12 protein-coding genes are annotated in these 13,615 nt (G+C 71.5%); 8 read left to right on the top strand and 4 right to left on the bottom strand.

Features of this window, described 5'->3' with window-relative positions; all coding sequences use genetic code 11:
- The first annotated feature begins 10 nt into the window (after positions 1-10).
- From ACZ5L9_RS03970 to ACZ5L9_RS03980, 3 genes are read left to right on the top strand one after another with little or no spacing between them, the layout of a single operon-like run.
- Positions 11-1,378, top strand: a complete 1,368-nt coding sequence (locus tag ACZ5L9_RS03970) for a VWA domain-containing protein (RefSeq protein ID WP_464534187.1) — start codon at positions 11-13, stop codon at positions 1,376-1,378.
- A 38-nt stretch (positions 1,379-1,416) separates the two neighbouring features.
- Positions 1,417-1,956, top strand: coding sequence for an FAS1-like dehydratase domain-containing protein (locus ACZ5L9_RS03975; RefSeq protein WP_464534189.1), 540 nt, complete (start codon positions 1,417-1,419; stop codon positions 1,954-1,956).
- Between the two features lie 13 nt (positions 1,957-1,969).
- Complete coding sequence (locus ACZ5L9_RS03980) at positions 1,970-2,392, top strand: hotdog family protein (protein ID WP_464534191.1); 423 nt, start codon at positions 1,970-1,972, stop codon at positions 2,390-2,392.
- A 92-nt stretch (positions 2,393-2,484) separates the two neighbouring features.
- Here the strand turns inward: ACZ5L9_RS03980 and ACZ5L9_RS03985 are convergent, their stop codons facing one another.
- Both ACZ5L9_RS03985 and ACZ5L9_RS03990 read right to left on the bottom strand, forming a co-directional pair.
- Entirely contained in the window at positions 2,485-3,441 is a 957-nt protein-coding gene (locus ACZ5L9_RS03985; RefSeq protein ID WP_464534193.1) for a VOC family protein, read from the bottom strand.
- A 61-nt stretch (positions 3,442-3,502) separates the two neighbouring features.
- Positions 3,503-4,672 carry a thiolase family protein gene (locus ACZ5L9_RS03990; RefSeq protein ID WP_464534195.1) on the bottom strand — a complete coding sequence of 390 codons (1,170 nt, stop codon included), beginning with the start codon at positions 4,670-4,672 and terminating at the stop codon, positions 3,503-3,505.
- A gap of 144 nt (positions 4,673-4,816) precedes the next feature.
- Here ACZ5L9_RS03990 and ACZ5L9_RS03995 point away from each other — a divergent pair, with 144 nt between their 5' ends.
- The gene (locus ACZ5L9_RS03995; RefSeq protein ID WP_464534197.1) at positions 4,817-5,614 is read left to right on the top strand and encodes an SDR family NAD(P)-dependent oxidoreductase; all 798 of its coding nucleotides are present in this window, start codon (positions 4,817-4,819) and stop codon (positions 5,612-5,614) included.
- A 43-nt stretch (positions 5,615-5,657) separates the two neighbouring features.
- Positions 5,658-6,434, top strand: coding sequence for an SDR family NAD(P)-dependent oxidoreductase (locus ACZ5L9_RS04000; protein ID WP_464534199.1), 777 nt, complete (start codon positions 5,658-5,660; stop codon positions 6,432-6,434).
- 119 nt (positions 6,435-6,553) lie between these two features.
- Here ACZ5L9_RS04000 and ACZ5L9_RS04005 read toward each other — a convergent pair whose 3' ends face one another.
- A complete protein-coding gene (locus ACZ5L9_RS04005; protein WP_464534201.1) occupies positions 6,554-7,372 on the bottom strand; it encodes an SDR family NAD(P)-dependent oxidoreductase in 819 nt (272 codons plus the stop codon).
- A gap of 41 nt (positions 7,373-7,413) precedes the next feature.
- Positions 7,414-8,445 carry an MBL fold metallo-hydrolase gene (locus ACZ5L9_RS04010; protein WP_464534203.1) on the bottom strand — a complete coding sequence of 344 codons (1,032 nt, stop codon included), beginning with the start codon at positions 8,443-8,445 and terminating at the stop codon, positions 7,414-7,416.
- A gap of 46 nt (positions 8,446-8,491) precedes the next feature.
- Between ACZ5L9_RS04010 and ACZ5L9_RS04015 the strand changes: the two genes are divergently transcribed.
- The 3 genes from ACZ5L9_RS04015 (at position 8,492) to ACZ5L9_RS04025 (ending at position 13,596) form a co-directional block, all read left to right on the top strand.
- Positions 8,492-10,870, top strand: coding sequence for a CaiB/BaiF CoA transferase family protein (locus tag ACZ5L9_RS04015; RefSeq protein ID WP_464534205.1), 2,379 nt, complete (start codon positions 8,492-8,494; stop codon positions 10,868-10,870).
- A gap of 105 nt (positions 10,871-10,975) precedes the next feature.
- Positions 10,976-12,205, top strand: coding sequence for a CoA transferase (locus tag ACZ5L9_RS04020; RefSeq protein WP_464534207.1), 1,230 nt, complete (start codon positions 10,976-10,978; stop codon positions 12,203-12,205).
- Entirely contained in the window at positions 12,202-13,596 is a 1,395-nt protein-coding gene (locus ACZ5L9_RS04025) for an amidohydrolase family protein (protein WP_464534209.1), read from the top strand. Before ACZ5L9_RS04020 ends, ACZ5L9_RS04025 begins: the two co-directional genes overlap by 4 nt.
- Positions 13,597-13,615: the final 19 nt, after the last annotated feature.

The raw sequence follows: 13,615 nt of genomic DNA on the forward strand, positions 1-13,615 counted from the left end.
CTAACTTATTATGTCGTACGACGTGCTCGCGCTCGCCCAGCACCTCCGGTCCATCGGCGTCCCGGTGTCGACCGAGGCGATCCGCGACGCCTACACCGCGCTCGACCTGCTCGGCCCCGAGCACGGCATCCGCGCCCTCGAGATGGTGCTGGTCAAGGACGACGCGTCACGTCGCGCCCTGGCCGGCATCGCCCCGCTCTTCGCGGACGCCGTGCGGAGCGACGCAGCGGGCGACGCTGCCGACCCGGTCGCGCTGCACCTGCGTGGCCTCGACGACGAGGCCCTGCAGGCACTCGCCCAGGACGCGCTCGCCCGCCTCGACACCCACACGATGGCCGCCGTCGCCCGAGAGCTCGTCGACCGGCACGTCACGATCCAGCCCGGGGCCCCGGTCGCGGGCAACGTCCACGTGATGCGCGCCTACCGGGCGGTCCACCCCGATCGGCTCCGTACGGGGCTCGACGCCTCGTTCACCAGCAGCGAGCACGATCCGCTGGCCGGCCTGCGGCAGCGGCACTGGCGCGACGAGATCGAGCGTCGGCTCGAGCTGCTGCGCCTGGAGATCGAGACCGAGGTACGGCGCCGCCTCGTCCTGGACCGCGGCGCGACGTCCGTGGCCGAGGCGATCCGTACGGGCCTGCCGGACGACGTCGACTTCCTCACCGCGTCGACCCAGGAGATCCGCCGGCTGTCGTCCGTGCTGGAGACGCTTCCCACACGCCTGGAGCGCCAGCTGCGCCGGGCCGACGCCCGGCCACCGAGGGGCCACCTCGACATCCGCTCGACCATGCGCTCCTCGATGGCGACCGGCGGCGTGCCGGCCCGCCCGGCCTTCCACCCGCGGCGGCCGCCGAAGCCCGAGCTGGTCGTGCTCGCCGACATCTCCGGATCCGTCGCGTCCTTCGCCCGCTTCACCCTCTCGCTCGCGCACGGCCTGCACGCCCGGTTCCACAGCGTGCGCAGCTTCGTCTTCGTCGACGGCGTCGACGAGGTCACCGATCTGCTGCGCGACAGCACCGACCTGCGCCGCACGGCGGAGCACATCGACACCCAGGGCCTCGGCGTCCACCTGGACGGGCACTCCGACTACGGACGGACCTTCCAGCAGTTCTGGACCCGCTACGGGCACCAGCTCAACCCGCGCACGATCGTGCTGGTGCTCGGCGACGGTCGCGGCAACTATCGCAGCGCCCGGGATGACAGCCTCAAGGCGATCGGCCGGCGGGCCGGACGGCTGTTCTGGCTCAGCCCGGAGCGCAGCGCGACCTGGCCGGACGGCGACTGCCTCATCGACACCTACCGACCCCACTGCGACGGCGTCTTCGAGGTGCGGACCATCCGCCAGCTCGAGGAGTTCGTCGTCCACCACGCCCGATGACAGCCATCACCACAGCCATCACCACAGAAGGAGAGACAGTGTCCGAGTCCACCATCACGGCGTCGCACATCTCGGAGGCCATGCGCGCCGCGGTCGGCACCGAGATCGGCCGCAGCGTCAGCTACCCGGTCGGCGAGAACGACATCCGCCGCTGGGCGATCGCGACGTACTGGCCCGACGAGCCGCCGGCCCGCTACCTCGAGGCGCCCGCCGACGGCAGCGCGATGATCGCGCCGGAGGAGTTCAACGTGATGTCGACGTCGTGGCGTCCCGCGTCCTCGGAGCGGTCGGCGAAGGCGATCGAGAAGCCGGAGCTCACGATCAACCCCGACATGACCGAGAACCAGGTCGGCGTCGAGGGTCCGGGCCTGAAGAACATGCTCAACGGCGGCATGACGGTGGAGTACGGCGCGCCGGTCAGGGCCGGTGACGTCATCACCAGCGTCCGCACCCTGGGTGAGTACGCGGAGCGCGAGGGCCGTCTCGGCCTGATGCTGTTCAGCACCAGCGTCGACACCTGGACCAACCAGGACGGCGCGTTCGTGAAGCGCTCGACCATGACCCTGATCCGATACTGAGGAAGGACCGACGATGACCCAGACGCGAACCCTGTCCCCCGCACCCGAGGTCGGCGCCGAGCTCACCCCGCTCGTCCGCGACACCGGCTTCCACAACTGGAACCGCTATGCCGCGGTCAACTACGAGTTCGTCCCGATCCACATGGACGACGAGGCCGGCAGGGCGGCCGGCATGCCCGGCGCCTTCGGCATGGGCAACCTCCAGTGGTCGTACCTGCACGTCCTGCTGCGCGAGTGGCTGGGCGAGGAGGGCCGGATCGCCAGCCTGCGCTGCGACTTCCGCACCCCGAACATCAAGGGCGTGGTGACGGCGAAGGGCACCGTCACCGAGGTCGCCGAGAGCAACGGCAAGCAGGTCGTGACGCTCGACGTGTGGACCGAGAACGCCGACGGCAAGAAGATGGCGCCCGGCACTGCGGTGGTCGAGATCGGCTGATCGCGCCGCGCCGCCCGAGAGGGCGACGAGAGAGGGCCCGGGCGATGCCCGGGCCCTCTCTCGCGTTCGGGGGATCAGCAGCCGTCAGCCGGTCACTGGGCGAACGGGTCGCCCTTGATCTCCTCGTCCGACAGGAAGATCGGCGCGTTGAACGTGTCGTTGGGCTGGAGGACGAGCAGCCCCGGGCGCGGGCGGCTGGTCTTGACGTCCTTCTGCGCCAGCCACGCCTCGGCGGAGTCGACGTCGCGCACCTTGAAACGGAGGCTGTAGATGAAGTTGCCGTACTTCTCGACGTGCTGGCCCAGGTCCGAGGTCGGCTCGAGCGGCTGGGCGATCTGCAGCAGGCAGTCACCCAGGTGCAGGGTGGCGTACTTCGCGCCGAGGTCCTCGTCGATGCCCTCCTCGAGCGGGATCGCCTTGAACGCGTTGACGTAGACCTTGACCGCCTCGTCGAGGTCCCGGACGCCGAGCGTGACGTACGAGAAGCGCTCGATCGTCAGCGGGTGGTGCTCGGTGACCTTGGCCAGCGAGGACCACTCCTCCTTCTCACGCGGGTCGTTCGGCATCGGGTGCTTGGAGATCTCGACCATCAGCCCGGCGGTGAACTTCGGGCTCGGGTAGAAGTACATGAGGCTCGGGTCGTCCATCTTCTCGACGGCGCCACCACCCGGCTTGCCGATGTAGATGCCGTTGTCGATCATGTGGTTGCCCAGGCCGACGATGTCGTCGACGAAGTAGCCGACCGAGTGCAGGTGCTGGCCGAAGCGGGAGTAGAACTTGCCCACCGGCAGCTGCGGGCTGTTGACCTCGCCCTGCTCGTTGAACGCCGGCGCCATCACCTCGATGCAGAGGTCGCGGACCATGAGCAGGCACGCGTGCCGGTCCTCGATCGGGAGGTAGTTGGGCTCGTCGATGCCCATGTAGCTGAAGCCGCCGAAGACGTCCTCCCACCACGCCTGCAGCTTGCGGACGTCGTCGGTCATGTGGATGACGTGCACCATCTGGCCGATGCCGTACTCGCTGGTCTTGGTGACCGGCTTGATCGCCATTCTTCTTCTCCCTGGTGTGTGGTGGCTGGTGTGTGGTGGCTGGTCGGGTCGGCCGGGCAGCTCAGACCCGGATGAGCACGGCCCCGCCCTGGCCGCCGCCGGCGCACATGGTGGCCAGGCCGAGACCGCCGCCGCGGCGGCGCAGCTCGTGGATGAGGGTGTTGAGCATCCGGGTGCCGGACGCGGCGACGGGGTGGCCGATCGAGCAGCCGCTGCCCGAGATGTTCACCAGCTCCTCGTCGATGCCCATCTCCTGGCAGGCCACGACCGGGACGGTCGCGAAGGCCTCGTTGATCTCCCAGAGGGTGATGTCCTTGACGCCGAGCCCGGCGCGCTGCAGCACCTTGTCGGCAGCCGCGAGGGCGCCGGTGCCGGTGTATTTCGGGTCGACGCCGGCGGAGCCCCAGGCCACGATCTCGGCGAGGACGTCGAGCCCCTCGGCGGCGGCGAGCTCGTCGCTGGCCAGCGCCAGCGCCGAGGCCGCGTCGTTGGAGCCTGCCGCGTTGCCGGCGGTGATCGAGAAGCCCTCGATCTCGGGGTGGAGCGGCTTCAGCGAGGCGAGCTTCTCCATCGTGGTGTCGCGGCGCGGGTGCTCGTCGACCTTGAACGCCACCGTCTCGCCGAGCTTGTTCTGCACGGTGATCGGGGTGATCTCCTCGACGAACCGGCCGGCGTCGATCGCGGCGATCGCGCGCTGGTGGGAGCGCAGCGCCCAGGCGTCGAGCCGCTCGCGGCTGATGCCGAACTTCTGTGCGAGGTTCCAGCCGACGGTGAGCATGACGTCGTCGTCGACGCCGTCGCGGTGGTGGAAGGTGGGCGGGATGCGCTGCTCGTACTCGGCCTCGGTGTGCGCCTTGCGCCAGCTCGAGATCGGGCCCATCGAGCTGGCCTGGACGCCACCGGCGATGATGGCGCTCTCCATCCCGGACATGATCGTGGCGGCCGCGAGGCCGGTGGTGGTGAGGCTGCTCGCGCAGTGCCGGTTGACCGAGATGCCGGGGACGGCCTCCAGGCCGACGGCGTCGGCGGCGTAGCGGCCGAGGTCGCCGCCGCCGTAGAGCACATCGCCGAGGTAGACGTCGTCGAAGCGCTCGCCCGGCAGGCCCGAGCGCGCGATGACCTCGCGGACGACGTGGGTCGCGAGCGTCTCCGCGGACGTCTCGGACAGGGTCCCCCGGCGGGCGGTCCCGACGGCGGTGCGGGCTGCACCGATGACGACGGCCTTGGGCATGGCTGGGCACCTCACTCTCTCTGCCTGGTGGTCGCCCGACGCGCAGTCCGCGGCGGTTTCGATGATGGCGACACGCGGCATCGGCATGCTACGTTGAGAATCGCATTGATGTAAACAATTAATCTCTTTAGCCTGCTCATGAAAGTGGCCGCCGTGGACCTCTGCAACGCCTCCGCCGTCGTCATCGGCGGCACCGGGAACTTCGGCTCGCACACCGTGCGACGCCTCGTCGCCGCCGGAGTGAAGACCGTCATCGCCGACATCAACGACGAGCGCGGCAAGACCTTCGCCGACGAGCTCGGCGAGAGCGCCAGCTACCGCAACACCGACGTCGGGAGCGACGAGTCGCTCGCCGAGACCTTCGCCGCGGCGAGCGCGCTCGCGCCCCTGCGTGCGGTGGTCATCGCGTACGGCGCGATGGTCGGTGGCCCCGGTGGCCGCCTCCTCGACCGCGACAACCGGCCGCGCCCGATGGAGGGCTTCGAGGGCCTGGTCAAGGCCTACCTCAACGACAACTACCGCGCCCTGCGCCTGGCCGCCGCCGAGATGGCGAAGAACGAGCCGGCCGACTCCGGGCAGCGTGGCGTCATCATCCAGACCGCGAGCATCGCGGGGTACGAGGGCATGGTCGGCCAGACCGCGTACGGCTCGGCCAAGGCCGGCGTCATCGGTCTCACCCTGCCGGCCGCCCGCGACCTGGCGCCGGTCGGGATCCGGGTGCTCTCGATCGCGCCCGGGACGTTCTACACGCCGGCCTACGGCATGAGCGAGGAGGACGCGACCGCCAAGTACGGTCCCGACATCCAGAACCCGAAGCGAATGGGTCGCGGCGACGAGTACGCGAAGCTCGCGATGGCCATGATCGACAACGACTACCTCAACGGCGAGGTGGTGCGCGTCGACGGCGCCCTCCGCTTCCCGGCCACCCCGCCCAAGGCCTGAAGACCAGGCCGGAAGAGCTCAGCACCGAGAAAGCAGGTCACCCATGGATCTCACCGGTTCCTCCGCCGTCGTCATCGGCGGCACCGGCGGCTTCGGCTCCGCCACGGTGCGCCGCCTGGTCGCCCAGGGCGTGCACACGGTCATCGCCGACATCAACGACGAGCGCGGCAAGACCTTCGCCGACGAGCTCGGCGAGCTGGCCCACTACGTCCACACCGACGTGTTCAGCGACGAGTCGATCACCGAGACCTTCGCGACCGCGCAGGGCCTCGGGACGCTGCGCTCGGTCGTGATCGTGCACGGCAGCAGCCAGGGCGGCGGTGGCCGCCTCGTCGGCCGCGACGGCGAGCCCGTCGCCCAGGAGACCTTCGACAAGACCATCGAGATCTTCCTCCTGGCGACCTACCGGGCGCTGCGGCTCGCGGCGGCCTCGATGGCGGCCAACGAGCCGCTCGACTCGGGCCAGCGCGGCGTGGTCATCCAGACCGCGAGCATCGCCGGCCTCGAGGGCCAGGTCGGGCAGACCGCGTACGGCGCCGCCAAGGCGGGCGTCATCGGCCTCACCCTGCCCGCGGCACGCGACCTCGCGCCGGTCGGCATCCGGGTGATGACGATCGCCCCGGGCACCTTCTTCACCCCCGCGTTCCGGATGAGCGAGGAGGAGGCGTACACCCGCTTCGGCCAGGCGATTCAGAACCCGAAGCGGATGGGCCGTGCCGACGAGTACGCCCAGCTCGCGGTGCAGATCATGGAGAACGACTACCTCAACGGCGAGACCATCCGGATCGACGGCGGGCTGCGCTTCCCGGCCAAGCCCTGATCCCCGATCACGCGACGAGAGGTCACCTGTTGCGGATCGAGTGTCCATCGCTCGGACACTCGACCTGCAACAGGTGACCTCTCGACCGTCGGAAGGTGACCTCTCGAACGGCGGCCGGGCTATCCCGCGACCCGCGGGCCACCCATCGAGGTGCCGCCGTCGGCGGAGAAGGTCTGACCGGTGACGTACGCCGAGGCCTGCGAGCTGAGGAAGAGGATCGGGTACGCCACGTCGGACGGCTCGCCGAGGCGACCGAGCGCGCTGCCCTTGCCCATCGTGCTCTGGTCGAGGTTGGCGATCTCCCACGCGGCGACGGAGCGCTCCGAGGCGACGGCGCCGACGGCGATGCAGTTCGCCCGGATGCCGAAGCGGCCCCACTCGGCCGCGGTCACCTTGGTGAACATCTGCAGCCCGGCCTTGGCCGCGCTGTAGCCGGCGCCGCCGAAGACGCCGTTGACGCCCGCACCCGAGGAGATGTTGACGAAGACCCCGCCATTGCCCGCGGCGATCATGTGCCTCCCGGCCTCGCGGGTGAGCAGGAAGGGGCCCTTGGCGTTGAGGTCGAAGACGGCGTCCCAGCCCTTGGTGGGGAGCTCCTCCAGCGGGCCCATCCGGGTGCCGCCGGCGTTGTTGACCACGATGTCGATCCGGCCGAACTCCGCGATCGTCCTCTCGACCAGGCTGGTGACCGACTCCTCGTCCTTCATGTTGGTCGGCACCGGCAGGACGCGTACGTCGGCGTTGCCCACCTCCTTGGCGATCTCCTGGAGCTCGCCGGCGACCTTCTGCAGGTCGGACTCGGTGCGGGCGGCCAGGACGATGCCCTCGACGCCGGCCCGGACGAAGACCCGGGCGGTCTCGGCGCCGATGCCGGTGCCGCCACCGGTGACGATGGCGACCTTGCCCTGGAGGCTGAGGGGGTCCTCGAGAACGGTCATGGGTGCTCCTGCCGGCAGGTGGATCGGGTCGGACGGATGGGCTAGGACTCGGCGAGGCGCCAGCGATCGACCTCGACGCCGAGGTTGACCGCGCCGCCGCGGCGGCTGAGGGTGGCCAGGTGGGCGAAGGTCTCGGCGACCGCACCGCGGCGCATCTCGCCGATCTCGGCCCAGGGACGCGACCAGGTGAGCCGGCTGGCGAGCTCCCAGGTGGTCGCGTCGGGCTGTACGGCGATCGCGTCGGCCACCTCCTGGAGCCGCCTCTCGTGGTGGGCGATCAGCTCGTCGACACGCTCGTCCAGGCCGTCGAAGCGGTACTCGTGGGCGGGCAGGACCTCGGTGACGGGCAGTCCCTTGAGCAGCGCGAGCGAGTCCATGAACTGGGCGAGGGGATCCTCACCGTCGTCCTCGTACAGCGCGATGTTGGGGCTGATCCGCGGAAGCACGTGGTCACCGGTGAGCAGCATCCCTGCCTCGGCGTCGTGGAAGCAGAGGTGGCCAGGCGTGTGCCCCGGCGTCCAGATGGCTCGCAGGTCGACGTCGGGGAGCAGGGGGCTCTCGCCGTCCTCGATGAAGACGTCCGGCCGGCAGCCGGCGAGGTCGTCGAGGTCGAAGGGCGGCGCCGAGGGACGGGTGACCTCCTCGGGGGCGCCCCGTCGCTGCAGCCATGACCACACGATCAGCTTGGAGTCGCTCTGCTCGCGGCCGACCCCGAGCATCCGCGCGTCGGCGCGATGCATCCCGATCCAGGCACCTGATGCCTCCCGCAGCCGACCGGCGAGGCCGACGTGGTCGGGATGGCCGTGGGTGACCAGGATCGAGCGGACGTCGGTGACGTCGGCGCCGATCGCCGCGAAGCCGGCGACCAGGTCCTCCCAGGCAGCGTCGGCCGGCCAGCCCGGGTCGACGACGGCGATCCCGTCGGCGACCTCGAAGACGTACGTCAGCACGTAGCGCAGCGGGTTGTTCGGAATGACGACCGGCACGGACCACAGCCCGGGCCGGACCTGCTCGACCGGCGGCAGCACGCCGTCGACCCATGCGCGCTTCTGCTCGATCCCTGTCACCGTCACAGCCGCACTCTAGTGCAATCATATTATTAATGGCACTCTTGTTTGCATGACGACCCCCGGAGCGCTCGACGGGATCCGTGTCCTCGACCTGACCTGGGGCGGTGGTGCCGCCGTGGGCATCACGATGCTCGCCGAGCACGGCGCCGACGTGATCAAGGTGGAGCCTCCCGGGGGCGATCCGTTCCGCGAGTACCACGGCAGCGCGGTATGGCACCGCAGCCGCCGCTCGATCGCGCTGGACCTGAAGGACGCCGCCGACCAGGCGGTCCTGTGGGACCTGATCGCGACGGCGGACGTGCTCGTCGAGAGCTTCCGGCCGGGCACGATGGAGCGTCTCGGCTTCGGCTACGGCACCGTGCACGCACGGCATCCCGCGCTCGTGTACGTCTCGATCTCGGGCTACCCCGTGGGTCACCGGCACGCGGGTCGGCCGGGCTGGGACGCGCTCGTGCAGGCGGCGGGCGGTGCCGAGTACGAGCAGCCGGCGTGGCGGATGGGCCCGGTCTACAACCACGCCTCGACCCCGAGCCTCGGCGCGATGTTCCTCGCCCCGATCGGCCTGCTCTCAGCGCTGCACCAGCGGGCGGCGACCGGACGGGGTCAGCACGTCCGTACGTCCCTGCTCCAGGGACTCTTCCTCTACACGACGCAGATCTGGCAGGACGTCGAGCACGTCAACCCGGGCTTCCACGAGCTGATGCAGAAGTCCTACCCACCCGGCATCCATCAGGCGATGATCTACGAGACCGCCGACGGCTGGGTCCACTTCTGCGTCAACTCCGGCATGACCCCGATCCGCAGCGTCGAGGAGATCCTCGGACTCGACCAGCCGCACCCCTACCTCCAGACCCAGGCGAGCCCCGAGCAGCAGGCGACGTGGCGCGAGGAGCGGGCGGCCGCGTACCGGACCTGGAAGACGGCGGAGCTGGTCAGGACCTTCCAGGAGAACAACCTCGCGATCGAGCCGATCATCAGCGCCGAGCAGGCGCTCGCCGATCCGCATCCGCAGCTCGCCGCGAACCAGATGGTCGCCCGGGTCGAGGACCCCCTGCTGGGCACCACCACGCAGATGGGCGTCCCGATCCACCTGCTCGGCACCCCGGGCGCGATCACGTCGGGCCGTCCACGGCTCGACGAGCACGGCGCAACGCTGCGGGCCGAGATGCGGGCCGAGATGCGCGCCCAGGTACGGGACCGCGCGCTGAGGCCGCCGGCCGCCCCCTCGACCCCGCCGCTGCACCCCACCGCGCTCGGGGGCCTGCGGCTCCTCGACTACGGGCAGTACCTCGCCGGCCCGTTCGGCCCGATGATCCTCGGCGACCTGGGCATGGACGTCATCAAGATCGAGCCGGTGACCGGGGACAACATGCGAACGGCGCAGGCGCCGTTCCAGGGGTGCGCCCGCAACAAGCGCTCACTGGCGCTCAACCTCAAGGATCCACGCGGCAAGGAGATCGCCCTCGAGATCGTCCGTGGCGTCGACGTCGTGCACCACAACATGACCAAGGGCGTCGCGACCCGGCTGGGCATCGACTACGCCGCCTCCAAGGCGGTGCGGCCGGACGTCATCTACTGCAACACCTACGCGTACGGGCTCGACGGTCCGCTGTCGCACTCGGGCGGCCTCGACCCGCTCTACCAGGCAACCAGCGGCATCGAGTGGGAGCAGGCCGGCACCCACCGCGGCACCCCGCCGTTGTACGTCCGCTACGGCTTCACCGACCAGGCCAACGCCGTGCTCTCCGCGGTCGGGGTCCTGCTGGCGCTCGCGCACCGGGACCGCACCGGCGAGGGCCAGGAGCTCTGGACGTCGCTGCTCGACGGCGGCGCCACCTTCGCCTCCGACGCGCTGCTCGTCGACGGCGAGCCGCGGGAGCGTCCGCACATCGACGCCGGCTTCCACGGCCTCGGCCCCGGCTACCGGCTCTACCGGTGCCAGGACGAGCAGTACGTCCAGGTCGTCGCGACCAAGCCGCACGAGTGGGACGCCCTGATCGCGACCCTGGGCCTGCCGACGATCGACCGGAACGGCCCGCGCGAGACACTCGAGGCGACCCTCGAGCGGGCGTTCCTCGCCCGGACCGCGGGGCAGTGGAAGCGCGCGCTCGACCTCGCCGGCGTGCCCGTCGAGCTCCCGCTGGACACCCAGGGCGGGATCGCGCCGCTCTACGACGCCGACAACGTGCGGCTGGGCCTGGTCACGTCGTACGAGCACCCGCTCTTCGGCCGGACCCGGCAGCTCGGGAACCTCATCGACTTCTCCGAGACCCCCGAGCGCGAGCACTTCCCGGCCCCGCTCGTCGGCCAGCACTCGCGCGAGATCCTGGACGGGGTCGGCCTGACCCAGCGGGAGATCGACGAGCTGATCGGCGCGGGCGTCGTCTACGAGCCCGATGCCGACTATCGCCGGCGCTTCACCAACTGAGGACGACGCGGAGGCACGCAGTCTGGTGGTGGTCGTCATCGGAATGGGCGGCACGCTCGGTCGAACCTCCTCACCCTCCGAGCGACGGGACTACTCTTCAGCGCGATGAGCACACCCGACGACGCCGCCGCGGCCTGGGCCCGCTCCGGCGCGATGTGGCTCAGCGGTCGCGCGGGCGAGGCTCCCCTGCTCCCTCCGGGCGATCCCGCGGGACTGGTCGAGCGACGTCTCGTGCAGTACGCCGAGGCCACCGTCGCCCGTACCGGCACTGCGCCCGGGATCGGGTCGCAGCCGCCCGACGCACGGCTCCTGGGCGAGCGCGCGGCCCTCGCGGGACTCGCCCGGCAGGCGCCGCTCTCCGTGGGCGGCGCGCTCCGGGCGGTGCGGACGACGGACGGCTGGCTCGGGATCTCGCTCGCGCGTCCCGACGACATCGACCTCCTCCCCGCCCTCACCGAGGGCCCCGTCGGCGAGGCGTGGCAGGCGGTCAGCGCATGGGCGCAGCACCTCAGCGCGCAGGAGGCGTGCGAGCGCGCCCTCCTGCTCGGTCTCCCCGCCGGCGCCTGGCCGCCGGAGCCCCCGACCAGAGGGGCGGTGCTCCGTACCTCCGGCGGACGACGCGCCCTCTCCGAGCGGCCGCTGGTCGTGGACCTGACCTCCCTGTGGGCCGGACCGCTGTGCGCCCACCTCCTCGGCCTGGCCGGGTGCCGGGTGGTGAAGGTGGAGTCCTCGCGCCGTCTCGACGGCGCCCGTCGTGGCAGCGCGGACTTCTACGACCTCCTCCACATCGGCCACCAGTCCGTCACCCTCGACTTCACCGACCCGTCCGACCAGCGCCGGCTCGCCGACCTGCTGCACCGCGCCGACGTCGTCCTGGAGGCCTCCCGCCCGCGGGCGCTGCGGGCACTCGGGATCGAGGCGGAGAGCTACGTCGCCGAGGGCGTCACCTGGCTCTCCATCACCGCCCGCGGGCGAGCCTCCGACGCGGTCGGCTTCGGCGACGACGTCGCCCTGGCCGCCGGCCTGGCGGTGGCCGACGGCGGAGAGCTGCTGCCGGTGGGCGACGCGCTGGCCGATCCACTGGCCGGGGTCGCTGCCGCCGCCGCCGCCTCGGGTGCCCTGCTGGAGGATCACGCCCAGCTCCTCGACGTCTCGATGATCGACGTCGCCCGCGAGGCCGTCGGCCCCGCGCCCGACGCCGCCGTGGTCCGGATCGGCGACGGCTGGTGGGTCGAGACCGCCACCGGCCGCCACCCGGTCGCCCCGCCGTACGCCCGGTCCACGAGCGGTCGTGCCGCCGCGCCCGGCGCCCACAACCCGCAGTGGCTGCGATGAGCATCCTGCTGCGCAACGCCGAGGTCGATGGCCGCCTGCGGGACGTCACGATCTCGGGCTTCGGCGTCGGACTGCTCGACGGCGCCGTGCTCGACCCGATCGCCGACGACCCGGTAGTCGACGACCTGGTGATCGACGCCCGCGAGGGCGCCCTGCTGCCGGGCCTGCACGACCATCATCTGCATCTGCTGGCGATGGCGGCCGCGTCGGCGGACTGCAGCACCGTGGCCGACGAGGCCGGCCTGCGCGCACTGCTGCGCCGGACCCCGGGCGCCTGGGTCCGCGCCACCGGCTACCACGAGTCGATCGCCGGGGATCTCGATCGACGCGCGCTCGACCGGCTGGTCGGCGATCGACCGGTCCGGGTGCAGCACAACAGCGGCGCGCTGTGGATGCTCAACTCGCTCGCGCTGGACGAGGTCGCGCCCGTCCTCGACGACAGCGCCGATGTCGAGCGGGACGCCTCCGGCGTGCCGACGGGACGCCTGTGGCGCTACGACGCCCGGCTGCGGGCGGGCCTCCCGGCCACCGAGCCCGATCTGGCGGCGGTCGGGGCCCGGCTGCTGCGGCTGGGCATCACCGGCGTCACCGATGCCACCCCCGAGCTCGAGCCGAGCGCGATCGCCCTGCTCCTCGACGCCCGCCGACGCGGCGCCATCCCCCAGGACCTGGTGCTGCTCGGCGCCCCGGACGACTTCACCGCTTCCCGTTGGGCGAGCGCGGGTCCGGCCAAGCTGCTGCTGCGCGATCACGACCTGCCGGATCCCGAGACGATCGCGGCCTGGATCGCGCCACGACACGCCGCGGGCCGGTCCGTCGCGGTCCACTGCGTCACCAGCGATGCGCTCGTCCTGACCCTCGCCGCCTTCGACCTGGTCGGCACCAGGCCCGGCGACCGGCTCGAGCACGCCTCCGTCGTGCCGGTCGGGATGCGCGAGGACATCGCCCGCCTCCGACTGCGGGTGGTGACCAACCCCGGCTTCCTGCACTCCCGCGGCGACTCCTACGCCACCAGCGTGCTTCCGGCCGAGCTGCCGTTCCTCTACCCGCATCGCTCCCTCGTCGAGGCCGGGATCGCGGTCGCCGCGGCCAGCGACGCGCCGTACGGCGATCCGGATCCGTGGCAGGTGATCCGGGCCGCCGCGAGCCGGACGACGATGCGCGGGCGGGTGCTCGCGCCCGACGAGCGGGTGACCCCGGCGCAGGCACTGGCCGGCTACCTCTCCCCGCCGCAGGCTCCGGGCGCCGCGCCCGTGACGCTGCACGAGGGTCGCCGCGGCGGGCTGTGCCTCCTGCGCGCGCCGCTCGCCGACGTCCTGGCCGACCCCCATGCGGAGCAGGTGCGCCTGGTCGTGACCGATGCGCGGATCGAGCGTTGTCACGGCAGCTGAACGACCGTGCCGAATCACA

The organism is Nocardioides sp. JCM 18998 (assembly GCF_055391535.1).

Excerpts from the sequence above, each read along its gene's own strand:
- ACZ5L9_RS03970 (WP_464534187.1), top strand. The coding sequence starts at position 11 with ATGTCGTACGACGTGCTCGCGCTCGCCCAGCACCTCCGGTCCATCGGC.
- ACZ5L9_RS03985 (WP_464534193.1), bottom strand. The coding sequence starts at position 3,441 with ATGGCGATCAAGCCGGTCACCAAGACCAGCGAGTACGGCATCGGCCAG.
- ACZ5L9_RS03980 (WP_464534191.1), top strand. The coding sequence starts at position 1,970 with ATGACCCAGACGCGAACCCTGTCCCCCGCACCCGAGGTCGGCGCCGAG.
- ACZ5L9_RS04025 (WP_464534209.1), top strand. The coding sequence starts at position 12,202 with ATGAGCATCCTGCTGCGCAACGCCGAGGTCGATGGCCGCCTGCGGGAC.
- ACZ5L9_RS04015 (WP_464534205.1), top strand. The coding sequence starts at position 8,492 with ATGACGACCCCCGGAGCGCTCGACGGGATCCGTGTCCTCGACCTGACC.
- ACZ5L9_RS03990 (WP_464534195.1), bottom strand. The coding sequence starts at position 4,672 with ATGCCCAAGGCCGTCGTCATCGGTGCAGCCCGCACCGCCGTCGGGACC.
- ACZ5L9_RS04020 (WP_464534207.1), top strand. The coding sequence starts at position 10,976 with ATGAGCACACCCGACGACGCCGCCGCGGCCTGGGCCCGCTCCGGCGCG.
- ACZ5L9_RS04005 (WP_464534201.1), bottom strand. The coding sequence starts at position 7,372 with ATGACCGTTCTCGAGGACCCCCTCAGCCTCCAGGGCAAGGTCGCCATC.
- ACZ5L9_RS04000 (WP_464534199.1), top strand. The coding sequence starts at position 5,658 with ATGGATCTCACCGGTTCCTCCGCCGTCGTCATCGGCGGCACCGGCGGC.